Source organism: Isoptericola halotolerans (assembly GCF_013149785.1).
GTDB classification, from domain to species: Bacteria; Actinomycetota; Actinomycetes; order Actinomycetales; family Cellulomonadaceae; genus Isoptericola; species Isoptericola halotolerans.
Map to the genome: position 1 here is coordinate 373274 of NZ_JABEZU010000001.1, position 25257 is coordinate 398530.

A 25257-nucleotide genomic window follows, 5' to 3' on the forward strand; every position below is an offset into this window, starting at 1 on the left:
CTTTGCGGAGGTTTATCCGAACAGACCACCCCGAGCGGACCCGGAGGATCCATGGACACCAAGTTCACCACGATGTCGCAGCAGGCCATCGGCGACGCCGTGCAGTCGGCGTCGGCCGCGGGCAACCCCCAGCTCGAGCCGGCCCACCTGCTCGCCGCGCTCCTGCAGCAGACCGGTGGTGTCGCCGTCGGGCTGCTGGAGGCCGTCGGCGCGAACCCGCAGCAGATCGGGCAGAAGGCGCGCGCCGCGCTCGTGGCGCTGCCCACCGTCAGCGGTGACGGCGTCGCCCAGCCCGCACCCTCCCGGCCGATGCAGTCCGTGCTCACCACCTCCGCCCGGGAGGCCGAGGCGCTCGGTGACGAGTACGTCTCCACCGAGCACCTGCTCATCGCGCTCGCCGCCGGGCAGTCCGCCGCCGCCCAGGCGCTGACGGGCGCCGGCGCGACCGCCGAGGCGCTGCGCGCCGCGCTGCCGTCCGTGCGCGGGTCGGGGAGGGTCACCAGCCCGAACCCGGAAGGGACCTACCAGGCGCTCGAGCAGTACGGCACCGACCTCACCGCTCGCGCCCGGGACGGGCGCCTCGACCCGGTCATCGGCCGCGACGCCGAGATCCGACGCGTCGTGCAGGTGCTGAGCCGCCGGACCAAGAACAACCCCGTGCTCATCGGGGAGCCCGGTGTCGGCAAGACCGCCGTCGTCGAAGGGCTCGCCCAGCGCATCGTCGCCGGCGACGTCCCCACCTCCCTGCAGGGCAAGCGGCTCGTCGCGCTCGACCTCGCCGGCATGGTCGCGGGCGCGAAGTACCGCGGCGAGTTCGAGGAGCGGCTCAAGGCGGTCCTGGAGGAGATCACCGCCTCCGACGGCGAGGTCATCACGTTCATCGACGAGCTGCACACCGTCGTGGGGGCCGGTGCGGGCTCCGACGGGGCGATGGACGCCGGCAACATGCTCAAGCCCATGCTCGCCCGGGGCGAGCTGCGCATGGTCGGGGCGACCACGCTCGACGAGTTCCGCGAGAACATCGAGAAGGACCCGGCCCTGGAGCGCCGCTTCCAGCAGGTGTTCGTGGGAGAGCCGTCCGTCGAGGACACCGTCGCGATCCTGCGCGGCCTCAAGGAGCGGTACGAGGCGCACCACAAGGTCACCATCGCCGACTCCGCCCTCGTGGCCGCCGCCGCGCTGTCCGACCGGTACATCACCGGTCGCCAGCTCCCCGACAAGGCGATCGACCTCGTCGACGAGGCGGCCTCGCGCCTGCGCATGGAGATGGACTCCTCCCCGGTCGAGATCGACGAGCTCCAGCGGGCCGTCACCCGGCTCGAGATGGAGGAGGTCGTGCTCAAGGACAACGAGAGCTCGGGGGACGCCGCCTCGCGCGCCCGGCTCGAGAAGCTCCGCGCCGACCTCGCCGACCGCCGCGAGGAGCTCGCGGCGCTGACTGCCCGGTGGGAGTCCGAGAAGGCGGGCCACAACCGCGTCGGCGACCTGCGCGCCCGCATCGACGAGCTGCGCACCGAGGCCGACCGGCTCCAGCGCGACGGCGACCTCGAGGCTGCCGCCCGGCTGCTCTACGGCGAGATCCCGTCCGTCGAGCGCGAGCTCGTCGACGCCGAGCTCGCCGAGGCCGACCAGCAGGTCGCCGGCGGCGCGGACACGTCCGCCGAGCCCGGGACACCGATGATCGCCGACAAGGTCGGTGCCGACGAGATCGCCGAGGTCGTCTCCGCCTGGACCGGCATCCCCGCCGGGCGGATGCTGCAGGGCGAGACCGAGAAGCTCCTCGGCATGGAGGACGTGCTCGGGCAGCGCCTGATCGGGCAGACCGGTGCCGTGTCCGCCGTGTCGGACGCCGTCCGGCGCTCGCGGGCCGGCGTGGCCGACCCGGACCGCCCGACCGGGTCGTTCCTGTTCCTGGGACCGACCGGCGTGGGCAAGACGGAGCTGGCCAAGTCGCTCGCGGAGTTCCTCTTCGACGACGAGCGGGCGATGGTCCGCATCGACATGTCCGAGTACTCCGAGAAGCACAGCGTCGCCCGTCTGGTCGGCGCCCCTCCGGGGTACGTCGGTTATGAGGAGGGCGGCCAGCTCACGGAGGCGGTCCGCCGTCGGCCCTACTCCGTGGTGCTGCTGGACGAGGTGGAGAAGGCCCACCCCGAGGTCTTCGACATCCTGCTGCAGGTGCTCGACGACGGTCGCCTGACCGACGGCCAGGGACGCACCGTCGACTTCCGCAACACCATCCTCGTGCTGACGTCGAACCTCGGGTCGCAGTTCCTCGTCGACCCCACCCTGGACGACGCCACCAAGCGGGAGAACGTCATGACCGCGGTGCGCACGGCGTTCAAGCCGGAGTTCCTCAACCGGCTCGACGACGTGGTCGTCTTCGACGCGCTGACGCTCGACGAGCTGGGGCGGATCGTCGACCTGCAGGTCGACGCGTTCGCGGCCCGGCTGGCAGACCGTCGGATCACGCTGTCGGTGACCGACGCCGCGCGCGAGTGGCTGGCCCTGGAAGGCTTCGACCCGGCGTACGGTGCCCGACCGCTGCGGCGGCTGGTGCAGCGCGAGATCGGCGACCGGCTCGCCCGGCAGCTGCTGGCCGGCGACGTGGCCGACGGCGACGCCGTCGTCGTCGACCGTGACCCCGAGGGTGCAGGGCTCACCGTCGCGCCCGAGGTGCTCAACGCCTGACCACGTCCCGCCGGGCGCTGAGCGTGCAGCTCAGCGCCCGGCGGTCGCCACGCCGCGCTCGAACGCCCACACCACGAGCTGGACCCGGTCGCGGGTGCCGGTCTTGGTCATGATGCGACCCAGGTGGGACTTCACGGTGCTGGCCTCGAGGTAGAGCGCGGCGGCGATCTCCGCGTTGGAGGATCCCCGGCACAGCAGCGCGAGGATGTCGTGCTCGCGGGGCGTGAGGAGCGCGGCCGCGTCGTCGTCCCGGGCGGCGGGCGCCCGGCGCCGGGCGAACTCCTCCAGGACCCGTCGGGTGAGGGAGGAGTCCACGAGCCCGTCGCCGCCGGCCACCCGTCGCACCGCGTCGACCAGCACCTCGGGCTCGGCGTCCTTGAGCAGGAACCCGCTCGCGCCCGCCTCGAGAGCGCCGAACACGTAGTCGTCCAGGTCGAAGGTGCTCACGACCAGGACCGGCACCGGGTCGGCCACGCCGGGCCCGGCGAGCTCGCGGGTCGCGGTGATGCCGTCGCCACCGGGCATGCGCACGTCCATGCACACGACGTCCGGTCGCAGCTCCCGTGCGACCCGGACACCCTGGGCTCCGCTCGACGCCTCGCCCACGACGTCGATCCCCTCGGAGCCGAGGATGACCGCGAACCCTGCGCGGACCACGCTCTGGTCGTCCACCAGCACGACGCGGATCACGGGGCCTCCTGCGCGACGGGCTGCCCGGTACGGCCCGGGACCGTGCGGGCACCGCAGGGGACCGCGAGCCGCACCCGCCAGGCACCCCCGGGCACGGCCCCGGCCTCCAGGGTGCCCTCGACCAGCGCGGCGCGCTCCCTCATCCCGATGAGCCCGTGCCCCGGCGGTGCGACCCGGCCGGGCCGGTCACCGGTCGACGTCGACGGCGCGAGGGCTGTGCTGTCCACGGAGACCCGGTTGCGGACGGTGAGGACGAGCTCGGCCGGACGGTGGTCCACGACGACGTCGACCGGCTGACCGGGGGCGTGGCGGCGTGCGTTCGCCAGCGACTCCTGCAGCACCCGGTAGACGGTGCGCTGGGTGTTCGGCGGGACGTCGCCCTGCGTGCCCCGCACCTCGTGGCGGATGTCGGCCCCCGCGGACCGTGCGAGGGCGAGCAGCTCCGGCAGGTCCTCCAGCGTGGGCTGCGGAGCGTCCTCGAGGTCGGCGCCGGTCCCGCCGTCCGACCGCAGCAGCCCGACGACGAGCCGCAGGTCGTCCAGGGTCGAACGGCCCTGGGTGCGGATCCAGCGCAGCGACTCCCGGGCACGCTCCGGGTCGTGGTCGACGAGGCGCTCCGCGGCTGCCGCCTGCACCACGATCCCGGACAGGTGGTGCGCGGCGATGTCGTGCAGCTCGCGCGCCATGCGGCCGCGCTCCTCGAGCACGGCACGGGCCGCCCGCGCCTCGCGTTCGCGCTCGGCCTGCTCCACGCGCCCGCGCAGCTGGGCCTCCAGCTCGCGCCGGGTGCCGACGTAGACGCCGATCAGCGTGGCACCGACGTAGGCGAGGACGGCGGAGACCAGACCCGCCCCGAGCTGGGTCGCGGCCGAGCCGGTGGCTGGGAGGTGCTCGGGGACCGGCCCGACGAGCACGAAGCTCAGGAGCGTGAGCGCCACGGAGGCGACCACGGCCCACCCCACCGCGGCGCGCCGCGGGACGTACGCGCCCACGGAGTAGGCAGCGACCAGGGTGGCCGGCGCCTGGAAGGACAGGAACGGGGGTAGCACCGCCACGAGCGCGACCTGGCCCGCGGTGACGAGCGCGAGGCAGAGCAGGGGGGAGCGCCGGCGCAGGCACAGCAGGGACGCCTGGGCGAGCATCACGGCGGTGACCGAGAGCCGGCCGGCGCCGTCGATCTGCGCGTCGTCGGCACCCTGGCCGACGAGCGGGACGACGACCTCGTCGAAGGCCACCCGCTCCACGACCAGGAACAGTGCGACCGTCAGCAGGCCGACCGCGACCCCCAGCAGCGCGTCGCGCCGACCAGGAGTGGAGCGGACGGCGTCGAGACGCCGGCGCGGGGGTCCGGTCACGGGGAGGCCGCCTCTCGTCGGGTGCTGGGGCGAGACTACTGTCCGGCCCGGCGGGTCCCCCCGCCGGGCCGGACGGGCTCACAGGAGGTCGCGGCGGGAGAACGTGACCGCGCCGGAGCCGAGCACGACGGCGACCCAGGCCGCCAGCCCGGCGAGCGCGGCCGCCGCCCCGGTCGTGGCGACGTCGCCGAGGAGCCCGGCCGCCTGACCCGCCGACGCCGTCGCGCCGAGGGTCAGCGGCAGCCAGGTCAGCGCCGACGACGTCCCGGCGGACACCAGCGCGACGACCGCCTGGACCAGCGGCTCGACGAACGCGACCGCGACGACGACGACGATCGCCGCGACCTGGTTGCGCACGAGGATGCCGACGCCCAGCCCGAGCCACGCGAACGCCACCAGGACGGCCAGGCCCCGCGCCCAGGTGCCGAGGACGTCTCCGCCGTCGACGGCGAGCCCGGCACCCGGCGTGCTCAGGACCGCCGTGGCCAGGCCGAGCGCCGAGACGAGCGCGAGGCCGACGCCGATCGTCGCCGCGGCGACCGCCGTCGCAGCGGCCTTGCCGAGCAGCACCCGGGTGCGCGAGGGGACCACGAGCGCCGTCGGGACGATCCCGCCCGTGCGGAAGTCGGTGGTACCGGCCAGCGCGCCGAGGATGAGCATGCACAGGGTCGCGACACCGACCGACCCGGTCCCCGAGGGGCCGTTGCCGAGGAGGTCGAGCATCCCTCGCTGGGCGCCGGCGGTGCCGAGGTCGGTGAGCGCGACCAGGTCGGGGACGAGGTCGGTCGCCGGTCCGGGGGAGGTGAGCGCGTCCAGCCGGTCGAGCCGGTCGAGCACCCGCGGCATCACGACGGTCAGGGCCTGCACGAGCACCGCGCCGGCGAGGGCGACGATGCCGATGACCCAGGCGGAGCGGGTGGAGCGGAGCTTGAGGATCTCGGCACGGAACATCAGCGGACTCCTGCGGTGGTGGCGGTCAGGTCGAGGTAGACGTCCTCGAGCGAGGCGTCCCGGACCAGCTCGTCGAGCGGTCCGGCGGTGATGACGCGGCCCTGCCCCAGGACCACGACGTCGTCGGCCACCTGGGTGACCTCGGCGAGCACGTGGCTGGCGAGCAGGACGGCACCGCCGCCGTCCGCGAAGGAGCGCAGCATCTCGCGCAGCCAGCGCATGCCCGCCGGGTCGAGACCGTTGGCGGGCTCGTCGAGGACGAGCACGCCCGGATCGCCGAGGAGTGCTGCGGCGAGCCCGAGCCGCTGCCGCATCCCCAGGGAGTACGTGCGCACGCGGCGGTCCGCGGCGGGCGTCATCCCCACGATCTCCAGCACGTCGTCGACCCGGCCGGCGGGGAGCCCGGCGGCCAGGGTGAGGATGCGCAGGTGGTCGCGGCCGGTGCGCCCGGGGTGCAGGCCGCCCGCGTCCAGGAGCGCCCCCACGGTCCGCGCGGGGTCGTCGAGGTCGCCGTGGCGCCGGCCCTGGACGAGCGCCTGGCCCGCGGTGGGGGCGGCGAGTCCGAGCAGGACGTGCAGGGTGGTCGTCTTGCCGGCCCCGTTGGGTCCGAGGAGCCCGACGACGCGTCCCGGCTCGACCGTGAGGTCGACGTCGCGGACGGCGTCGAACCCCCCGTACGACTTGCGCAGACCGGTGATCTGGATGGCGGGCACGTGTTCCCCTCTCGTGGTGGCCCGCACCGTGGCCGGCGCGGTGCTCCCAGACTGGCCGGGGCGACGTCGTCGTCGCTTCTGGCGGGAGGGGGAAGGTGACCTACGACTTTTGGTGGAACGCCGAACAGGAGCCTGGGCCCGTATTCCTCGCGGAATACGGGCCCAGGCTCCTGTTCGGCGTTCGCTTGCGGGAGAGTCTCAGACGCGGACGAACGTGGGGTTGCTCTGCCACATCTTCCGCTTGATGACGCCGGTCCCGGGGCGGGCGGCCTCGATGACCTGGCCCTTGCCCGCGTAGATGGCGACGTGACCCGGGGTGTAGACGATGTCGCCGGGCTTGGCGTTCTGGCGGGAGACCTTCTTGCCCGCCGAGCGCTGCGCGGAGGACGACCGCGGCAGGTTCTTGCCGGTCGCCTTCTTGTAGACGTACGACGTGAACCCCGAGCAGTCGAAGCCCGTCGCCGGGCTGGTGCCGCCGTAGGAGTAGCGGTGGCCGACGTACCGGTTGGCCACGTTGACGACCTTCGAGCCGCTCGTCTTCTTCGCCTTCACCGTGATGGTGCGGTTGCGCTGTACCTGGGCCAGCCCGGTGGACCTGGCCGGCACCACCGTCAGGCGGACACGGTTCTTGCCGACGTCGTAGCGCTTCAGCTGCGGCTTCATGCGCACGATGCCGTTGTTGTTCAGCTTCTTGACGTTGACCTTCTTGCCGTCGACGAAGAGGCGGACGCGACCCTTGACCGGGTCGCCACCCTTGGTCGCCTTGACCGTGAAGACGGGCCGCGTCTTCTTGCTGCCCTTCTGCGCGGACTTCCGGGACACGGAGACCTTGACGGCCGGCTTGGACTTCTTCGCGGCGACGAGCGCCTGACCGGCGACCGACACGTTCGCCACCGTGGAGGAGGTCGACGGGGCGGGTGCGGCGGACGCGGTACCGGCACCGACGACGAGCGTTCCGCCCGCGAGCGCGGCGGACAGGGCGACGGCGACGGCGGAGCGTCGCAGGCGCGGTGATCGTTCGGTGCCCTGCGGGCGCGCAGGACTGTACTGAGTGTGGGACATGGGTACCTCTCCAGCCTGCGAGATGAGCTGTCGGATGAGGCCGAGAAGTGATGGCCCGCCGTCGTGGGACGGCTTAACCCCAAGGACGGAACGAGTCCGCCCGAAGAACGTGGTTCTCCCGCTGCTGCCGTGGGTTCGGTGAAGCCGGACCACCGGCAGCACTGGGCTTGCGGTCCGACCTTTCACCCCGGACACGGGGCGACCCGGGCACGCTAACGGCAAGTGGCCGCTGATCACAATCAGGTAACGGCGCGTTGTCCGTCTTCTTTGCGGAGGAATGGTGAAGCATTCCGGAGGCGTGCTGATGACCGAATTGACCGATCAATACCTTCTCAGTCGGACAAGCCGCTCAGAATGCACGCCCGAGATGTACCGTCTCGGCTGGATATGCGCGCTCGTCGTCGCGGTCGACACCGCTCGTCCGTGCAGGTCGCGGGCGCCTCTTCACGACCGGGGTGACGATGGTCACTCCAGGAGGCTTCCCGTCCTCGGGGCTGTGGTCACCGCCACACACAGTCCGGCACGGTCACCCTGCGCCCAGGACTCCTCGCTCGGGGTCCAGACGACCCACGAGAGATCGGCGCCCGCGGAGGAGCCGACCTCCGACCCGCTCGGTCCGAGCAGATCGGGGCCGCAGGTCCGCGAGACCCGCGTGGCCAGGGCCTGTGCGCCGGGCCACACCTCGTCCACCGCCGAGTCGTGCCGTCCGACCACCTGCCCGGTGTGCTCCTCGGCGCACGGGACCGCCTCGACCGCCTCGACCGTCGCACCGTCCGGGACGTCGGCCAGGCACGAGCCGAGCACGAGCTGGACGGCGTTGACCCGCCTCGTCTCGTCGAGGTCCGCGGCCACCGGCTCCCAGGCCTGGTCGCGCGACTGGTTCACCGTCCAGGCCCCACCGGCAGCCACGCCGACCACGAGGACGATCACGCCGACCATCGACGCGACCCAGATCCTGGCCCGTCGGCGCGCGGCCGCCCGGTCCGCCGCCGTCGGGCCACCGGGAGCTCCCCACCGGGCGCCGAAGGTCGCCGGGTCGTCGGCGCCGACGACCGGGCCTGGTGCGCCGCTCCCGTGCGCACCCGTGCCGTGCGCACCCGTGCCGTGCGCACCTGTGCCGTGCGCCGCCGGCGCGGCCGGTGCGGCGTCCGCCGCCGGCCCCGGGGAGGTGAACAGCGGGTCCTCTGCGCGGTCGGGCACGTCGGTCATGAGAACAACCTAGTGGGGCGAGGGCGGGGCGTCCGCGAGGTCGACGACCACCGGGACGTGGTCGCTCGCGCCCTTGCCCTTGCGCTCGTCACGATCGATCGCCACGCCGGTGACGCGCTCGCGCAGCGCCGCCGAGGCGTAGGCGAAGTCGATCCGCAGACCCTTGTCCCGCGGGAAGGCGAGCTGCTGGTAGTCCCAGTAGGTGTAGGTGTGCTCGGCCGGCAGGTGCTCGCGCGTGACCTCGGTGTAGCCGGCCTCCTCGAACGCCGCGAAGGCCGCACGCTCGGCGGGCGAGACGTGCGTGTGGCCCTCGAACGCGGTGGCGTCCCAGACGTCGGTGTCGAGGGGGATGACGTTCCAGTCGCCCAGCAGGGCGACCTGCGCGGTGGGGTCGGCGGCGAGCCAGCCCTCGGCGTCCCGCCGCAGCCCGTCGAGCCAGGCGAGCTTGTAGGCGTAGTGCGGGTCGTCGAGGGCGCGCCCGTGCGGGACGTACAGCGACCACACGCGGACCCCGGCGCACGTCGCCCCGAGGGCACGGGCCTCGACCCGGGGCTCCTGGTCGGCCTTGCCGAAGGCGGGCTGACCGGCGAACGACGTCGCGACGTCCTGCAGGCCCACCCGGGAGACGATCGCGACGCCGTTCCACTGGTGGTACCCGGTGTGGGCGACCTCGTAGCCGGCGGCCTCGAACGCGGCGACGGGGACCTGCTCGTCCCGGCACTTGGTCTCCTGGATCGCGAGCACGTCGGTGCCCGACCGTTCCAGGAAGGCCAGCACTCGGTCGAGCCGGGTCCGCAGAGAGTTGACGTTCCACGTGGCGATACGCACGACACGCACCCTAGGCCTCTAGAGTGCGTCCATGGGAACCGCGCTCGTCACCGGTGCTACCGCCGGCCTCGGACTGGAGTTCGCCTGGCAGCTCGCCACCGCGCGCCACGACCTCGTGCTCGTGGCGCGCACCACCGAGCGCCTGGAGCAGGTGGCAGGGCAGATCCGTGCCGCCGCCGGGGTCCGGGTGGAGGTCCTGCCCGCCGACCTGGCCGTGCCCGACGACGTCGCCCGGGTCGCGGAGCGGCTGGCGGTCACGGGGGAGGAGCCGGGCGACGAACGCAACCCGGTCGGGCTGCTCGTCAACAACGCGGGGTTCGCCACCGCGCAACGGTTCGTCGGGGGCGACGTCCAGGTCGAGCTCGGGGCGATCGACGTCATGGTGCGGGCCGTCGTCGAGCTCACCCATGCCGCCGCCGGACAGATGACCGCCCGGGGGCGCGGTGCGGTGCTCAACGTCGCCTCGGTCGCAGCGCTGACGGCCGGGGGGACCTACGCCGCGGCCAAGGCGTACGTGCGTTCCTTCACCGAGGGGCTCGCGGTGGACCTCCAGGGCACCGGGGTCACGGCGACGGTGCTGTGCCCCGGGTTCGTCCGGACCGAGTTCCACGACCGGGCCGAGCTGGACATGACGTCGGTGCCCGCGATCGGCTGGCTGGACGCCCCGTACGTCGTCTCGCAGGCGCTCGCCGACGTCCGCCGCGGCGTCGTCATCTCCACCCCGTCGTTGCGCTACAAGGCCGGCTCGGCGTTGCTGCGGCTCCTGCCGCGCTCCGCCGTCCGGGCCATCGGCCACTACCGCTGAGCGGCCTGACGGGCGGCAGCGGCCTGCGCCGCCTCCGCCTCGGCCCTGCGGGCGTCGCGTAGCGCCTTCTCGTGCTCGCGCACCTTCTTCTGCGCCTCGCGGACCTTGCGCTCGGCCTCCTTGCGCTTCGCCGCGGCCTTCTTGACCTTGGCGTCGGAGGAGTAGGCCTGGACGACGGCGGCGACCTCGGCGAGCGCCGCCTCGTCGTCCGGTGCGCCGGCGAGGCCGCCCGCGTGCTCCTCGACGCGGTCACCGCCGTCGGAGGGGGCGCACCGGGTGATGAACGCCGCCACCCCGTCGAGGGTGCGTTCGAGACCCCAGGCGACGTCGTCGACCTCATCGAGCTCGGGGACCTCCGGCACGTACGACCCGCGTTCGACGAGCGGACGCAGGTACGGGAAGCGGATCTCGTCGACGAGCATCCGCAGGGTGTCGGCGATCCCGGCGGCGTCGTACGTGCCGTCCGTCTCGCCGGCCGCTCGGTGGAGGTCGCGGCCGAGCAGGGCGGCGTTGCGGGTGTAGCCGTTGACGAGCAGGATCGTGGCGACCTTCGCGCCGTCGCCGAGCGGGGTGGAGCGCAGCGCGCGCAGGGCGACGTCGGCGGCGCGCAGGTTGTTCGGGGTCATCGGGGCGCCGCTGATGGGGATGTCCAGCACCCAGGGGTGCTGCCGGTAGGTGGCGAGCACGAACAGCGCCCACTCGCGCAGCTCGGCGCGCCAGTCCGGCGGCTCGTGCGCGGGGGGGAACTCGACGTCGAACGCCATCTCCTGCATGAGCAGCAGCAGGTCGTCCTTGCTGGTGACGTACCGGTACAGCGACATCGTGGTGAAGCCGAGACTCTTGGCCACCCGGGCCATGGAGACCCCGGCGAGGCCCTCGGCGTCGGCGATCTCGACGGCGGCCTCGACGATCCGCTCGATGCTGAGCTCCCGGCGAGGGGCCCGCTCGGGACGTTCGGCGACCCCCCAGGTGAGCGCGAGGCGGGCGGGGAGCTCGGGCACGTCGGTCATGGCCCCATCATGACCGACGTGCCCGGGCCCGTCATCGAGCCGTTCGCCGGCGGTAGGTCACGGACCCGGCCAGGATGCTCGCCGCCAGGAAGCCGGCGAGCCACGCGCAGGCGGCGAGGAGGGTGCCCGCGTCGGGAGTGTCCATGAGGAGCCCGCGCACGGACTCGATGACCGGGGTGAACGGCTGGTTCTCGGAGAAGCCGTGCAGCCAGGTCGGCATCGTCTCCACGGGGACGAAACCGGAGCTGAGGTACGGCAGGAAGAGGAAGATCATGGTGACGGACTGGGCGGCCTCGACGCTCATCACCAGGCCGAGCGTGGCGCTGATCCAGGTGAAGGTCAGGACGGCGAGCACGGCGAGGCCGAGGAACCCGAGCCAGCCGGCGATCCCGGCATCGGGTCGGAAGCCCAGGGCCACGGCGGCGAGCACGACGACGACGGCGGAGGCGAGGTTGCGCACGACGCTGGCGATCACGTGTCCCCACAGGGCGGACGGACCGAAGATCGGCAAGGTCTTGAAGCGGTCGATGGTGCCGGTCGTCATGTCCTGCGAGACGCCGATCGCTGCGCTGGCGGAGTTCATGCCCAGGCACATGACGAGCACGCCGGGCACGACGTAGTCGATGTAGTCGCCATCGGTGCTGCCGGAGATCGCCCCGCCGAAGATGACGACGAACACGATCATGATCAGCACGGGCAGGGCGAAGGCGGTGATGAGCCCGTCGACGGAACGCAGCGAGCGCCTGGTCTCGCGCCGGGTCATGGTGACGACGTCGCGCACGGCGGAGCGGTGCTTCAGCGGGGCAGCGGCGCGGGGGGACGCGGTGGTCGCGACGGGCAGGGTGGTGGTCATCGTCGTGCCTCCTGGCGGTCGCGGTCCGAGGTGGCCGGCGACGCGGGCCGGTGGGTCAGGGCGAGGAAGACGTCGTCGAGCGTGGGCTTGACCACGCTGACGGCGGCGATGTCGAGCCCGTCGCGCTCTGCGCGGGCGAGGATCTCGCGGATCGTGTGCACGGGGGTGCTGGTCGGCAGGGTGAGCGTGAGCTGCTTGTCGTCCGACTCGGCCTCGGTGAGTCCGGCGATGCCGGCGAACGAGCGCTCGCGCGCGGTGGTCAGTCCGTCCGTGTCGTCGAAGGTGACCCGGACCCTGTCGTCGTCGACGAGCGCCTTGAGCTCGGAGGCGGTGCCGCGGGCGGCGATGCGGCCGTCGGCGAGCACGGCGATCGTGTCCGCGAGCTGGTCGGCCTCCTCCAGGTACTGGGTGGTGAGCAGGATGGTGGTGCCGTCGGCGGCCAGCGAGCGCACCACCTCCCACAGCTGGGTGCGCGACGCCGGGTCGAGCCCGGTGGTCGGCTCGTCGAGCACGAGGACCTCCGGGTCGGCCACGAGGCTGATCGCCAGGTCGAGCCGGCGGCGCATGCCTCCGGAGTAGGTGGAGACCCGGCGTCGCGCGGCGTCGGCGAGGTCGAAGCGCTCGAGCAGCTCGGCGGCGCGTCGGCGGACGGCGCGCCGCGGCAGGTGGGCGAGGTCCGCCATCATGACGAGGTTCTCCTCGCCGGTCTGGAACTCGTCGACGGACGCGTACTGGCCGGTCAGGGCGATGCTGCGGCGCACGGCACCGGGCTGTCGCACGACGTCGGCGCCCGCGATGGCCGCCGTGCCGCCGTCGGGCCGCACGAGGGTGGTGAGGATGTTGACGCACGTGGTCTTGCCGGCACCGTTCGGGCCGAGCAGCGCGAAGATCTCGCCGCGGCGGACGTCGAGGTCGACGCCGCGCAGCACGGGGTGACGCCCGTAGGACTTGTGCAGCCCACGGACCTCGATCAGCGGGTCGTTCATGGCCGGGCTCCTGGGTCGGTGTGTGTATGACGTACACGAGCGTACGTCATACACAACGGTGTAGGAAATACATCTGGTGTGGTGCGTAGACATCCCTGCCGCCCCCTGCTCAGGCACCCGGATATCCTGGGCCTCGTGACTTCCGCCGACTTCTCCCCGACCCCCCGTGAGCAGCTGCTCGAGCTCGTCCAGGAGCTCGCCGTCGTGCACGGGAAGGTGACGCTCTCCTCCGGCAAGGAGGCCGACTACTACGTCGACCTGCGCCGGATCACCCTGCACCACCGTGCGGCCCCGCTGGTCGGGCACGTGCTGCTGGACCACCTCGAGGAGGTCGGGCTCGGTACGGCCGACGTGGACGCCGTCGGCGGGCTCACCCTCGGGGCGGACCCCATCGCCGACGCGCTGCTGCACGCCGCCGCCTCCCGCGGGCAGGAGCTCGACGCCTTCGTCGTGCGCAAGTCCGCCAAGACCCACGGGATGCAGCGGCAGATCGAGGGGCCCGACGTCACCGGGCGGCGCGTCGTCGTCCTCGAGGACACCACCACCACGGGCGGCTCACCGATCACCGCTATCGAGGCGCTGCGTGCGGCCGGGGCCGAGGTGCTCGGCTGCGCCACCATCGTGGACCGCGACACCGGTGCGGGGGCGAAGATCGAGGCTCTCGGGGTGCCCTACCACTACCTCTTCGACCTGGACGACCTCGGCCTGAGCCGGTAGCGCAGCGGAGGTCGTGGTTGTGGGCGCGATTCTTGGGGCCTGAAACTCCTATTTTCCATGCATATCGGGCCAGGGTTCGCGCCCACAACCGGGTTCAGACGCGGTCGACCAGGTCCGCGATCGAGTCCACGACGTGCGAGGGCCGGAACGGGTGATGGTCCACCTCGTGCTCCGCGGTGGACCCGGTGAGCACGAGGAACGTCTCCAGCCCGGCCTCGATCCCGGCCACGACGTCGGTGTCCATGCGGTCGCCGATCATCGCGGTCGTCTCCGAGTGCGCATCGATCCGGTTGAGCGCCGAACGGAACATCATCGGGTTGGGCTTGCCCACGTAGTAGGGCGACCGGCCCGTCGCCGCGGTGATCATCGCCGCGACCGCACCGGTGGCGGGCAGCGGGCCCTCGGTGGAGGGGCCGGTCGTGTCCGGGTTCGTGGCGATGAACCTCGCGCCGGCCTTGATGAGGCGGATCGCCTTGGTGATCGCCTCGAACGAGTAGGTGCGGGTCTCGCCCAGCACCACGTAGTCCGGGTCCGTCTCGGTGAGCGTGTAGCCGGCCGCGTGCAGGGCCGTGGTCAGCCCGGCCTCGCCGATCGCGTACGCCGAGCCGTTCGGCACCTGGTCGGCGAGGAACTTGGCGGTCGCCAGGGCCGACGTCCAGATCGCCTCCTCCGGCACCTCGATGCCGGACCTGGCCAACCGTGCGGACAGGTCGCGCGCGGTGAAGATCGAGTTGTTGGTCAGCACCAGGAAGGGACGACCGGCCTCCCGCAGCGCGCGGATGAAGTCCGCCGCCCCGGGGATCGCCTCGCCCTCGTGCACGAGGACGCCGTCCATGTCCGTCAGCCAGCACTCGATCGTCCGTCCGCTCATGCGCACACGCTATCGCCAGCGGCGCCCGGTGGGGCCGTAGGCTTCCCTCCGTGACCGACGAGCCGCAGGAATCGACTCACTCCGGCGCCGTGCGCCGCCACGCCGCGCCGCATCCCGGTACGCCCTGGCGCGCCGCGCCCGGCCTCGCCGTCCGTGGCGGGCTGGTCGGCATGGCCGAGTCGGTCCCCGGCATCTCCGGCGGCACCGTCGCCCTGGTCACCGGCCTGTACGACCGGCTGCTCGCGGCCGCGAGCCAGGTGGTGCACGCCGGCCGCGAGCTCGTCCAGGGCATCGCCCGGGGCCGTGGCCTGCGACCGGCAGGACGTGCCCTGCGCGCCGTCGACGCCCGGTTCCTCGTGCCGGTGCTCGTCGGCATGGCGGTGATGCTCCTGGTCTCCCTCAGCCTGGTCGCGCCGCTGCTGGAGGAGAACCCCGTCCCGGTGCGGGCGGTGTTCTTCGGCATGATCGCCGTCTCGGTGATCGTGCCCCTGCGGATGATGCCGGACCGGTTCCGCCCGCTGGACGCCGGCCTCCTCGTCGTCGCCGCGGTCGCCGGGTTCTTCCTGGTCGGCCTGCCCCCGAGCGACCTGTCCGACCCGTCGCTCTGGTACGTCGCCGGGTGTGCGGCGATCGCCATCAACGCGCTCGTGCTGCCCGGCGTCTCGGGCTCGACCCTGCTGGTCGTGCTGGGGATCTACATCCCCGTGCAGCAGGCGATCTCGGACCGTGACCTGGCGTTCGTCGGCGCTTTCGCGCTCGGTGCGATCGTCGGCCTGGCGTCCTTCGTCAAGCTCCTGCACTGGTTGCTGGAGCACCGGCGGCAGGTGACCATGGCGGTGCTCGCCGGCCTCATGATCGGCTCGCTGCGTGCGCTGTGGCCCTGGCAGGACGCCGACGGCGGTCTCCTCGCGCCGCCCGACGCCGGCGCCACCGTCGGGCCGGTGATGCTCGCCGTGGCGGGTGCCGCCGTCGTCGGCGCCGCGATCTGGTGGGAGTCGGTGCGGGGCGACGAGGATGCCTGAGGCGGACGGTGCCGGGGAGCAGGTCGGCGTCGGGCCCTGGTCCGGCGGCTCGCCGCCCGACGACCCCCGCTACGACCCCGAGCTGCTCGCGCACGGCGACCGCCGCAACGTCGTCGACCGCTACCGGTACTGGACGGTCGAGGCGATCCGGGCCGACCTCGACGCGCGGCGTCCGCCGGACCGTCACCTGCACGTCGCGATCGAGAACTGGGCGCACGACCTGAACATCGGGTCCGTGGTGCGCACGGCCAACGCCTTCAACGCGGCCGGGGTGCACATCGTGGGACGGCGGCGGTGGAACCGCCGGGGCGCGATGGTCACCGACCGGTACCTGCACCTGCACCACCACCCGGACCCCGCGGCGTTCGCCGCGTGGGCCGCCCACGCCGACGACGGTGCGCGGCTACCGGTCGTCGGGGTCGACAACGTGCCCGGGTCCGTCCCGCTCGAGGGGCGCGAGCTCCCGGCGCGGTGCGTGCTGCTCCTCGGGCAGGAGTCGAGCGGGCTGACGCCCGAGGCGCAGGCCGCGTGCGACGTCGTCGTGCACATCACCCAGCACGGCTCGACACGCTCGCTGAACGCGGGTGCGGCGGCGGCCGTCGCGATGCACTCCTGGGCCCTGCAGCACGCGTGATCGGGGCGACCGTCTCGCTGGGCGGTACCGGATGTGACGGCCATGACCCGCTCGTGAGAAAATCGGGGCGCATGTGGTCCTGGCGATCGCTCGCCACCAGTGAGGGTGTGTCGCCGCCCGCCTGCGTTCCTCGTACGTTCCCTCATTGGAGTACCGCAGATGCCTATCGCAACCCCCGAGGTCTACGCCGAGATGATCGACCGGGCGAAGGCCGGCAAGTTCGCCTACCCCGCCGTCAACATCACGTCGTCGCAGACCGTCACCGCCGCGCTCCAGGGCTTCGCCGAGGCGGAGTCGGACGGCATCATCCAGGTCTCCGTGGGCGGCGGTGAGTACGCCTCGGGCGCCACGATCAAGGACCGCGTCACCGGCTCCCTGGCCCTCGCCGCGTACGCCGCGGAGGTCGCCAAGAACTACCCCGTGAACATCGCGGTGCACACCGACCACTGCGTCAAGAAGAACCTCGACTCCTGGGTCCGCCCGCTGCTCGCCCTCGAGGCGGAGCAGGTCAAGGCCGGCAAGAACCCGACCTTCCAGTCCCACATGTTCGACGGTTCGGACATCCCGCTCGAGGAGAACCTCGTCATCGCCGAGGAGCTGCTCGAGCTGTCGCAGGCTGCGCGGACGATCCTCGAGGTCGAGATCGGCGTCGTCGGCGGCGAGGAGGACGGCCACGAGGCCGAGATCAACGACAAGCTGTACACGACGGTCGAGGACGGCCTGGCCACGGTCCGGGCGCTCGGCTCCGGCGAGAAGGGCCGCTACCTCACGGCGCTGACCTTCGGCAACGTGCACGGCGTGTACAAGCCCGGCGCCGTCAAGCTGCGCCCGGAGATCCTCGCCGAGATCCAGAAGGCGGTCGGTGACGAGATCGGCAAGGAGAACCCGTTCGACCTCGTGTTCCACGGTGGTTCGGGCTCCACCGCCGCGGAGATCTCCGAGGCGGTCGACAACGGCGTCATCAAGATGAACATCGACACCGACACCCAGTACGCGTTCTCGCGCCCGGTGGCCGGCCACTTCTTCACCAACTACGACGGCGTCCTGAAGGTCGACGGCGAGGTCGGCAACAAGAAGGCCTACGACCCGCGCGCCTGGGGCAAGCTGGCGGAGGCCGGCATGGCCGCCCGCATCGTCGAGGCGGCGCAGCAGCTGCGCTCGGCCGGTCACAAGATGTGATCGTCGCCTGACGTGCGCAGTGCCCCTCCACCGACCGGGTGGAGGGGCACTGTGCGTTCTGCGCTGCCTGGGGGAGCGGGTCGGGCTACCGCGGCCCGGCGGCGGTGATGTCGAGGTCGACGCCCGGGTCCTCGTCGACGATCTCGAGGAGCTCGCCGATGCGGGTGACGTCGAGGAGGAAGCGGACGGTCGGCGGGGCGCGCAGCACCCGGACCTTGTGCGGGCTGCGCGACGCCAGGCGAGCCAGGAAGGCCACGCCGGAGGAGTCCATGAACGTGACGTGGTGCGCGTCGAGCTCGACCGGCAGGCCGGAGGCCTCGGCGTCGGAGATCGCCTCGCCGAGCTCGGCGCTCACGTCGGCGTCGATCTCGCCCGACAGCACCACCCGGGCCCGTGACGTCCCGACGATGACGTGGATGCTCGCAGGGTCACCGATCTGGGGCGCCGTGGAGGCTGCGCCGTCCCCGTTCCCAGGGGTGCCCGGCGTCGTGTTCGATCCGTCCTGCACGGTGCTCCTTCCTTGAGCTGTTCGCTCTCCTCAGGTCTCAGCGGACACCAATCTACGGTTGAATGTGCAGCGAATGCACCAACTTGGCCGTGACACGACGGAAACGGAGGGCGTATGACCGATTTGCCCTACCCCGTGTCGACGACGGCACCGGTTTCCGGGGAGCAGCTGGCTCTCGCGCTCACCACGACCACCGTCCCGGCGTTCGTCACCGGGCCCTGGGAGGCCGGCATGCCGGTCATCTGGGTGAACGAGGCGTTCGAGCGGCTCGTCGGTGTCGGGGCGGAGGACCTCGGACTGCTGGGACCTCATCCCCTGCTGGCCCTGGTCGAGGACGACCCGCACCGCGCGGCGGCCCAGGCGGACCTCGCCGCCGGACGGGCGATGCGGCGCATCGTCAGCGCCCGCAAGCGTGACGGCGGGGTGAGCTGGCTGCAAGTGGACGTCACGCCGATGCCGCGCGCCGAGGGCGAGGAGCTGCGCTGGGTGGGCGTGACCACCGACGTCTCGGAGTACGTGGACCAGCAGGCGGCGCAGCTCGCCTCCCTCGAGGTCGAGCGCCGCGAGCGGGCCGACCTCGACCTCATCGCGCAGACCACGGAGCTGCTGGGTGACCTGGAGTACCCGTTCGCGCTGCGGGACATCGCCGACCTGCTGCGGTCGCTGGTCCCGTGGAGCGGCTTCTACCTGAACGACGACGGGTTGCAGTACGCCGACGGCGTCGACGTCGCGTCCCCGCCGACGGGGCGCGGTCGTCGGCACACCCGGTACGTGCCGGAGACGTGGCACGTCGACCTCGCCGGCGACCCCTCCGGGGTGGTCGGCGGTCACGCTGACGTCCACGACGTCGGAACCGCTCCCAGCCCGGACGCCGCGCCCGCCGTCGACCACGTCCAGGAGCTGCTCGACGGCGTGGTCGACGGCCCCGTACGGCTCGACCTGAGCGGGTCCTACGGTCCGCACACCGCCTCGGGATGGTTGCGGCGGGACCTGGTGCGGCGCGTGGTGGAGGAGTCCGGCGTGGTGCCGCGCTCCGTCGTCGTGCACGCGGTCGCCGGACGACGGCGGGTGCTCGGCCTGCTGGCGACGTGGCACGGCGACGCCGCCCGCGGCCCCGGCGCCGATGCCGGCGGCCGGGCCGAGCCCGCGCCCGAGCACATCTTCACCGTGGTCGAGGTGGTCGCCCGCCGGGCCGGGACGGCGATCGACAACGCCCGGCTCTACGCCCGGGAGCACCGGCTCGCCGAGGCGCTCCAGCGCGCCATGCTCCCCGAGCAGGCCGACGTGACCGGGCTGGACGTCTGGACCTACTACGCCCCCAACGCCGAGCACGCCCAGGTGGGTGGCGACTGGTACGACGTCCTGCAGATCTCCGAGGGAACCGTCGGGCTCGTGATCGGCGACGTCGTCGGGCACGACGTCGAGGCCGCGGCCGCGATGGGGCAGCTGCGCTCGGTGGTCCGTGCCTACGCCTACGAGCTGACCACCCCCGGCACCGTGCTCGACCGGGTCGACCAGCTCGTCACCGGGATGCGCGTGCCGCGCCCGGCCTCCATGGTCTACGCCACCCTGCACCACGTGACCGACGACGACTCCTGGTCCGTCGAGTACACCCGGGCAGGTCACCTGCCACCCCTGCTGCTGCGCGACGGCGACGTGCGGCTGCTGTCCGGTGCCAGCGGCTCGCTGGTGGGGTTCGGCACCGCGGCACGCAAGACCGGCCGTGAGGTGCTGCGCCGCGGCGACGTGCTGCTGTTCTACACCGACGGGCTCATCGAGCGTCGCGACCGTTCGTTGAAGGTGGGGCTCGACACCCTGGTGGAGATGTCGGGCCGGATCACCGCACGGGACGCCGCCGGCGTCGGCGAGGAGCTGCTCTCCCGGCTGGCGGACTCCCCGGAGGACGACGTCGCGATCGTCGTGGTGCGGGTGCCCGACCCGGTCCAGGACGCCCAGGTGACGGCGCTCAGCCCGCGGTCCCGCCGGTGGTTGCTGCCGAGCGAGCCCGCCTCGATCGGGCGCGCACGCCACGCGGTGCTGCGGACCTGCCAGGCCTGGGGTCTGGTGGAGTCCGCGGCGGCCGAGCTCGTGGTCTCCGAGCTCGTCGCCAACGGGGTGCTGCACGGCTGGGGCAACATCGCGCTGCGCCTCTTCGACACCGGCGACGGTCTGCGCATCGAGGTCGAGGACGCCAACCCGGCGCCCCCGGTGGCCACCGACGGTCACCCAAACCGAGTCGGCGGGTTCGGCATGCAGATCGTCGAGCGGCTCGCCGACTGGGGCTGGCGGCCGGCGGGGACCGGCAAGCTGGTCTGGGCCAAGCTCCGGCCGCAGCCGATGCAGCCCGACGAGCCGGCCCCCGCCCTCGGCTGAGGGTGACGACTCAGGCCAGCGCGCGGACCTCGCCCACGGAGGTCCCGGAGTCCACGAGGAACTGCCGGCACCGGTCCGCCTCGGCCGTCTCCCCGATGCGGCCCGCGGCCCGGGAGAGGGCCAGCACGGACCGCAGGAACCCCTGGTTGGGGAGATGGTCCGCGGGGATCGGCCCCTGGCCTCGCCAGCCGGCCCGGCGCAGTGCGTCCAGCCCCCGGTGGTAGCCGGTCCGGGCCTGCGCATAGGCGGTCACGGCGTGGACGACGTCGTCGCCCCCGTCGAGGGTCTGCTCGGCCAGCACGGCCCAGGCCAGGCTGGACGCCGGGTGCGCCGCGGCGACGTGCGCCGGGACGCCCCCCTCCGCCAGTGCGGCGCGGGCAGCGGCGTGCTCGTCCGGCAGGTAGGTCGGTGCCGGACCACCGAGCAGGTTCTCCACAGGATCACTTGGGCTCATGCGGCCCATTGTTCCAGGCAACAGGAGTGGCGCGTGCCCGCCGCGGGTGTTCAGGGCGTCGCCGGGCTCCCGACGCGGGTAGTCTCGTGCGCATGATCGAGATCGCGACGTCCTCGACGACGACGACGCTCGTGATCGCCGGTGATCTCGACCTCGCCGAACGGGACCAGTTCCCCGAGATCGCGGCGCGGGTCGTCGGGCTGCGCCGACAGCTCCTGGTGATCGACATGTGCCGGGTGACCTTCATGGACTCCACGGGCGCGGCGTTCCTCATCTCGCTGGCGGACTCGGGGCGCAAGAGGGGCGGCGCGACGGTCCTGCGCGGCGCCGACGAGCGTGACCTGTTCGTGCTGGAGGTGTGCGGTGCGCTCGACCTGTTCCGCGTCGACCACGACCACCACTGCGAGCAGTCGGACGTCTCCACGGGCGCCACACCGGTACATCTCCCGCAGCGGCACCGTCCTTCCTGACCCGCAGACAGGTCACGGGCGGGTAAACTCTGCCGAGGCCCGGCGGCAGCCCCCGGGTCCACCGATTCACGAGGAGAGTTGATCCATGCCAGCCGTGGTGCTCGTCGGCGCCCAGTGGGGCGATGAGGGCAAGGGGAAGGCGACCGATCTTCTCGGAGACCGCGTCGACTACGTGGTGAAGTTCAACGGCGGCAACAACGCCGGGCACACCGTCGTCATCGGGGACGAGAAGTACGCCCTGCACCTGCTGCCGTCCGGCATCCTGTCGCCCGGCGTCACGCCCGTCATCTCGAACGGTGTCGTGGTGGACATCGAGGTCCTCTTCGAGGAGCTGGACGGCCTGATCGAGCGTGGGGTGGACGTGTCGCGTCTGCTCGTCTCGCAGGGAGCCCACGTGATCGCCGGGTACCACCGCACCGTCGACAAGGTGACCGAGCGGTTCCTCGGCAAGCGCAAGATCGGCACCACCGGTCGTGGCATCGGTCCGGCGTACGCGGACAAGATCAACCGGGTCGGCCTGCGGGTCGCGGACCTCTTCGACGAGAAGATCCTCGCCGAGAAGATCGAGGGCGCGCTCGACCAGAAGAACCACCTGCTGGTGAAGGTCTACAACCGGCGTGCGATCGAGGTGCAGGAGACGGTCGACGAGCTGCTGCAGCACGCCGAGCGGCTGCGGCCGATGGTGGCCGACACGGGGCTCGCCCTGAACCAGGCGTTGGACCGTGGCGAGACCGTCCTGTTCGAGGGCGGCCAGGCGACCATGCTCGACGTCGACCACGGCACGTACCCGTTCGTGACGTCGTCGAACGCGACGGCGGGCGGCGCGGTGACCGGGTCGGGCGTCGGGCCCACGCGTGTGGACTCGGTGATCGGTGTCGTCAAGGCCTACACGACCCGGGTGGGCGAGGGACCGTTCCCCACCGAGCTCTTCGACGACAAGGGTGCCTACCTGCAGAAGGCCGGCGGCGAGTTCGGCGTCACCACCGGGCGGCCGCGCCGCTGCGGCTGGTACGACGCCGTCATCTCCCGCTATGCCGCCCGCGTCAACGGCCTGACGGACCTGGTGCTGACCAAGCTCGACGTGCTCACCGGGCTCGAGAAGGTCCCGGTGTGCGTGGCCTACGACGTCGACGGCGAGCGGTACGACGAGATGCCGATCGACCAGACGGCGTTCCACCACGCGAAGCCGATCTACGAGGAGCTCGACGGGTGGTGGGAGGACATCTCGCACTGCCGCACCTTCGAGGACCTGCCGGTCAACGCCCAGCGCTACGTGCGCCGGCTGGAGGAGATCTCCGGCTGCCGCGTCTCCGCCATCGGTGTCGGTCCTCGTCGCGACGAGATCATCGGCATCCACGACCTGGTCCACCCGCGGGCCTGAGCGCCGCCTACACTGGCTGCCCGTGAAGATCCTCGTCGTCGGGAACGGTGCTCGCGAGCACGCCATCGTCCATTCCCTCGCAGCGGAGCCGGTCACGGTCGGCGTCACGCACGAGCTGCACGCCGCCCCGGGCAACCCGGGGATGGGTGCGCAGGCCAGGTTGCACGCGGTCGACCCGGACGACGGCGGAGCGGTGGCGACGCTCGCCACCTCACTGGGCGCTGACCTCGTCGTCGTCGGCCCGGAGGCACCGCTCGTCGCCGGCGTCGCGGACGCCGTGCGCGACGCGGGGATCCCGGTGTTCGGGCCGTCCGCCGAGGCGGCGCGGCTGGAGGGCTCGAAGGCCTTCGCCAAGGAGGTCATGGCCACCGCGAACGTGCCGACCGCGATGGCGCACGTGTGCACCACCCTCGACGAGGTGGCTGCCGCGTTGGACGCCTTCGGTCCGCCCTTCGTGGTCAAGGACGACGGGCTGGCCGCCGGCAAGGGCGTCGTGGTGACCTCCGACCGGGACGCCGCGCTGGAGCACGCGCGCGCCTCCCTGGTCGCTCGCGGGGACGCAGGCACGGTGGTGGTCGAGGAGTACCTCGACGGTCCCGAGGTCTCGCTGTTCTGCCTGTGCGACGGCTCGACCGTGGTGCCGCTCGTCCCGGCCCAGGACTTCAAGCGCGTGGGCGACGACGACGCCGGTCCGAACACGGGCGGGATGGGCGCCTACACCCCTCTCGACTGGGCGCCTGCGGGGCTCGTCGGCGAGGTGGTCGACCGCATCGCCCAGCCCACCGTCGACGAGATGGCCCGCCGCGGCACCCCGTTCTCCGGTGTGCTCTACGTCGGGCTCGCGCTCACGTCCCGCGGCACCCGCGTGGTGGAGTTCAACGTGCGCTTCGGCGACCCGGAGATCCAGGCCGTCCTCGCGCGGCTGCGCACGCCCCTGTCCGGGGTGCTGCTGGCCGCCGCCCAGGGTGGTCTCGCCCAGCTCGAACCCCTGACCTGGACCGACGACGCCGTCGTCAACGTCGTCGTGGCCTCGCAGGGCTACCCGGAGTCCCCCCGGAAGGGCGACCCGATCACCGGGATCGACGCCGCAGCCGCGCTGGACGGCGTGCACGTGCTGCACGCGGGCACCGCGGTCGACGACGGCGCGCTGGTGAGCGCGGGCGGTCGCGTGCTGTCCGTGGTCGGGCGGGGTGACGACCTCGCCGCCGCGCGCGCCGCGTCGTACGCGGGGGTCGCGCTGATCGACCTGCCGGGGTCGCACCACCGGACCGACATCGCCCTGAAGGCCGAGCGTGGCGAGGTCGCGGTTCCCTGACCTCGCGCCGGGCGGCTACGCGGACGTGACGTGGTCGAGGACCGGTGCCAGCAGCCGAGGCAGCGGCCCGGTGTCCAGCCCGCCGTCGTAGCGTCCGGTGGTCTGCACGACGACGAGGTCGTGCTCGGGGAGCAGGTGCAGGCGCTGGTCGCCGTTGCCGATGCCGCCCACCCAGCGGTCCCGCCCCTCGCCCTGCAGGTACCACTGGTAGCCGTAGCCGCCCCAGCCGGTCGACGTGTGCCGGGTGAGCATCGTGGCGATCCAGTCGGCGGGGACGACCTGCTGCCCGTCCCAGGTGCCGCCGTCGAGCACGGTCTGCCCGATCCGGGCGAGGTCGCGCGGCGCGAACCGCAGCCCCGAGCAGGCGATGGGCGTGCGGTCGGTCGTGGCGGTCCACTCGACCCTCCCGAGACCGAGCGGGGCGAACAGGCGGCGTCGCGCGAACTCTGCCAGCGGCAGGCCGGTGCCGCGCGAGATCAGCCGGCCCAGAACCTCGGTGGTGCCGCCGCTGTAGTTCCACCGCTCGCCCGGGGGTGACACGACGGGACGCCCCAGGACGTAGCGGTACGGGTCCGCGGCCAGTCGCATCGCGATCTCGCCGTTGCGGGGGTCGGTGTACGGCGGCCGCTCCCACCACTCCAGCCCGGTGGTCATGGTCAGGGCGTGCCCGACGGTGATCCGGGCACGCTGCGGGTCCGTCGCCAGGTCGGCGTGCTCCGGGAACTGCTCCAGCAGCGGCGCCTCGGGGTCGGGCACCGAGCCGTCGGCCAGCGCGATGCCGTACAGCAGGGCCACGACGCTCTTGGACACCGAGCGCACGTCGTGCAGCGTGCGCGGCCCGAACGTCACGGTGCCGAGCGGCCTGCCCTGCCGGAAGTCCTTCCCGCGCCCGTACCACTCGGCGACCAGCTCGCCGCGGTGCACCACGACGACGCCGTGCAGCCCGGGGACCTGGTCCGCCACCTGCCCGACGGCGGCACGCAGCTCCGCGGACGCCCCGCCGTCGGGCAGGGGCGCGCCCGAGGGCGCCGACCACGGTGCGCCCGGTTCGCCGTCACCGATGCGCAGCGTCGGGTTGAGGACGAACTCGCGCAGCGTCTTGACCGGGTGGGACGCGAACAGGTGCATGCTGCCTATCGTGGCGCACGGGCGAGGGCGTGAACAGGGTGGGTGCCGCGGC

24 protein-coding genes and 1 riboswitch are annotated in these 25257 nt (G+C 72.8%); of the genes, 10 read left to right on the top strand and 14 right to left on the bottom strand.

Going from position 1 to position 25257, the window contains the following annotated elements; translation table 11 throughout:
- Nucleotides 1-51 precede the first annotated feature (51 nt).
- Nucleotides 52-2691 carry an ATP-dependent chaperone ClpB gene (gene clpB / locus HDG69_RS01840; RefSeq protein ID WP_171782080.1) on the top strand — a complete coding sequence of 880 codons (2640 nt, stop codon included), beginning with the start codon at nt 52-54 and terminating at the stop codon, nt 2689-2691.
- A gap of 30 nt (nt 2692-2721) precedes the next feature.
- On the opposite strand, the gene HDG69_RS01845 is transcribed toward clpB, so the two are convergent.
- From HDG69_RS01845 to HDG69_RS01875, 7 genes are all read right to left on the bottom strand, one after another.
- The gene (locus HDG69_RS01845) at nt 2722-3381 is read right to left on the bottom strand and encodes a response regulator (RefSeq protein WP_171782081.1); all 660 of its coding nucleotides are present in this window, start codon (nt 3379-3381) and stop codon (nt 2722-2724) included.
- Complete coding sequence (locus tag HDG69_RS19500) at nt 3378-4736, bottom strand: histidine kinase (protein WP_171782082.1); 1359 nt, start codon at nt 4734-4736, stop codon at nt 3378-3380. The genes HDG69_RS01845 and HDG69_RS19500 overlap by 4 nt, the downstream gene beginning before the upstream one ends.
- Before the next feature lie 78 nt (nt 4737-4814).
- Nucleotides 4815-5687 (bottom strand): hypothetical protein, encoded by an 873-nt coding sequence (locus HDG69_RS01855; protein ID WP_171782083.1) that lies wholly within the window; start codon nt 5685-5687, stop codon nt 4815-4817.
- Nucleotides 5687-6400, bottom strand: a complete 714-nt coding sequence (locus HDG69_RS01860) for an ATP-binding cassette domain-containing protein (RefSeq protein ID WP_171782084.1) — start codon at nt 6398-6400, stop codon at nt 5687-5689. The genes HDG69_RS01855 and HDG69_RS01860 overlap by 1 nt, the downstream gene beginning before the upstream one ends.
- Before the next feature lie 198 nt (nt 6401-6598).
- Nucleotides 6599-7462, bottom strand: a complete 864-nt coding sequence (locus tag HDG69_RS18800) for a C40 family peptidase (protein ID WP_246255948.1) — start codon at nt 7460-7462, stop codon at nt 6599-6601.
- 1 nt (nt 7463) lies between these two features.
- Nucleotides 7464-7613, bottom strand: a riboswitch (cyclic di-AMP (ydaO/yuaA leader).
- Between the two features lie 314 nt (nt 7614-7927).
- Entirely contained in the window at nt 7928-8671 is a 744-nt protein-coding gene (locus HDG69_RS01870; protein ID WP_171782085.1) for a septum formation family protein, read from the bottom strand.
- Between the two features lie 9 nt (nt 8672-8680).
- Nucleotides 8681-9499, bottom strand: a complete 819-nt coding sequence (locus tag HDG69_RS01875; RefSeq protein WP_171782086.1) for an exodeoxyribonuclease III — start codon at nt 9497-9499, stop codon at nt 8681-8683.
- Nucleotides 9500-9530: 31 nt separating this feature from the next.
- On the opposite strand from HDG69_RS01875, the gene HDG69_RS01880 reads away from it, so the two are divergent.
- Nucleotides 9531-10304, top strand: coding sequence for an SDR family NAD(P)-dependent oxidoreductase (locus HDG69_RS01880; RefSeq protein WP_171782087.1), 774 nt, complete (start codon nt 9531-9533; stop codon nt 10302-10304).
- Here HDG69_RS01880 and HDG69_RS01885 read toward each other — a convergent pair.
- From HDG69_RS01885 to HDG69_RS01895, 3 genes are read right to left on the bottom strand one after another with little or no spacing between them, the layout of a single operon-like run.
- Nucleotides 10295-11314, bottom strand: coding sequence for a TetR/AcrR family transcriptional regulator (locus HDG69_RS01885; protein WP_171782088.1), 1020 nt, complete (start codon nt 11312-11314; stop codon nt 10295-10297). The genes HDG69_RS01880 and HDG69_RS01885 overlap by 10 nt on opposite strands.
- A 31-nt stretch (nt 11315-11345) precedes the next feature.
- Complete coding sequence (locus HDG69_RS01890; RefSeq protein WP_171782089.1) at nt 11346-12167, bottom strand: ABC transporter permease; 822 nt, start codon at nt 12165-12167, stop codon at nt 11346-11348.
- Complete coding sequence (locus tag HDG69_RS01895; protein WP_171782090.1) at nt 12164-13153, bottom strand: ATP-binding cassette domain-containing protein; 990 nt, start codon at nt 13151-13153, stop codon at nt 12164-12166. The genes HDG69_RS01890 and HDG69_RS01895 overlap by 4 nt, the downstream gene beginning before the upstream one ends.
- A 135-nt stretch (nt 13154-13288) precedes the next feature.
- Between HDG69_RS01895 and pyrE the strand changes: the two genes are divergently transcribed.
- The gene (gene pyrE, locus HDG69_RS01900) at nt 13289-13870 is read left to right on the top strand and encodes an orotate phosphoribosyltransferase (protein ID WP_171782091.1); all 582 of its coding nucleotides are present in this window, start codon (nt 13289-13291) and stop codon (nt 13868-13870) included.
- 94 nt (nt 13871-13964) lie between these two features.
- Here the strand turns inward: pyrE and HDG69_RS01905 are convergent, their stop codons facing one another.
- The gene (locus HDG69_RS01905; protein ID WP_171782092.1) at nt 13965-14741 is read right to left on the bottom strand and encodes an HAD-IIA family hydrolase; all 777 of its coding nucleotides are present in this window, start codon (nt 14739-14741) and stop codon (nt 13965-13967) included.
- A gap of 50 nt (nt 14742-14791) precedes the next feature.
- Between HDG69_RS01905 and HDG69_RS01910 the strand changes: the two genes are divergently transcribed.
- From HDG69_RS01910 to fbaA, 3 genes are all read left to right on the top strand, one after another.
- The gene (locus HDG69_RS01910; RefSeq protein WP_171782093.1) at nt 14792-15763 is read left to right on the top strand and encodes an undecaprenyl phosphate translocase family protein; all 972 of its coding nucleotides are present in this window, start codon (nt 14792-14794) and stop codon (nt 15761-15763) included.
- A complete protein-coding gene (locus HDG69_RS01915; RefSeq protein ID WP_171782094.1) occupies nt 15756-16397 on the top strand; it encodes a TrmH family RNA methyltransferase in 642 nt (213 codons plus the stop codon). The genes HDG69_RS01910 and HDG69_RS01915 overlap by 8 nt, the downstream gene beginning before the upstream one ends.
- 159 nt (nt 16398-16556) lie before the next feature.
- The gene (gene fbaA / locus HDG69_RS01920; protein WP_171782095.1) at nt 16557-17576 is read left to right on the top strand and encodes a class II fructose-bisphosphate aldolase; all 1020 of its coding nucleotides are present in this window, start codon (nt 16557-16559) and stop codon (nt 17574-17576) included.
- A gap of 85 nt (nt 17577-17661) precedes the next feature.
- Here fbaA and HDG69_RS01925 read toward each other — a convergent pair whose 3' ends face one another.
- Nucleotides 17662-18084: an STAS domain-containing protein gene (locus HDG69_RS01925; protein WP_343036206.1), complete on the bottom strand. Its 423-nt coding sequence runs from the start codon at nt 18082-18084 to the stop codon at nt 17662-17664.
- A 114-nt stretch (nt 18085-18198) separates the two neighbouring features.
- On the opposite strand from HDG69_RS01925, the gene HDG69_RS01930 reads away from it, so the two are divergent.
- Entirely contained in the window at nt 18199-20457 is a 2259-nt protein-coding gene (locus HDG69_RS01930) for an ATP-binding SpoIIE family protein phosphatase (protein WP_171782096.1), read from the top strand.
- A 10-nt stretch (nt 20458-20467) separates the two neighbouring features.
- Here HDG69_RS01930 and HDG69_RS01935 read toward each other — a convergent pair whose 3' ends face one another.
- The gene (locus HDG69_RS01935) at nt 20468-20911 is read right to left on the bottom strand and encodes a DUF3151 domain-containing protein (protein ID WP_216645133.1); all 444 of its coding nucleotides are present in this window, start codon (nt 20909-20911) and stop codon (nt 20468-20470) included.
- A gap of 92 nt (nt 20912-21003) precedes the next feature.
- Here HDG69_RS01935 and HDG69_RS01940 point away from each other — a divergent pair, with 92 nt between their 5' ends.
- The 3 genes from HDG69_RS01940 to purD all read left to right on the top strand — a co-directional run bounded on the left by HDG69_RS01940 (nt 21004) and on the right by purD (nt 24077).
- Nucleotides 21004-21381 carry an STAS domain-containing protein gene (locus HDG69_RS01940; protein ID WP_171782098.1) on the top strand — a complete coding sequence of 126 codons (378 nt, stop codon included), beginning with the start codon at nt 21004-21006 and terminating at the stop codon, nt 21379-21381.
- A gap of 85 nt (nt 21382-21466) precedes the next feature.
- Nucleotides 21467-22762, top strand: coding sequence for an adenylosuccinate synthase (locus HDG69_RS01945; protein WP_171782099.1), 1296 nt, complete (start codon nt 21467-21469; stop codon nt 22760-22762).
- A 22-nt stretch (nt 22763-22784) separates the two neighbouring features.
- Nucleotides 22785-24077: a phosphoribosylamine--glycine ligase gene (gene purD, locus HDG69_RS01950; RefSeq protein WP_171782100.1), complete on the top strand. Its 1293-nt coding sequence runs from the start codon at nt 22785-22787 to the stop codon at nt 24075-24077.
- Between the two features lie 15 nt (nt 24078-24092).
- Here purD and HDG69_RS01955 read toward each other — a convergent pair whose 3' ends face one another.
- Entirely contained in the window at nt 24093-25205 is a 1113-nt protein-coding gene (locus tag HDG69_RS01955) for a serine hydrolase domain-containing protein (protein ID WP_171782101.1), read from the bottom strand.
- Nucleotides 25206-25257 lie beyond the last annotated feature (52 nt).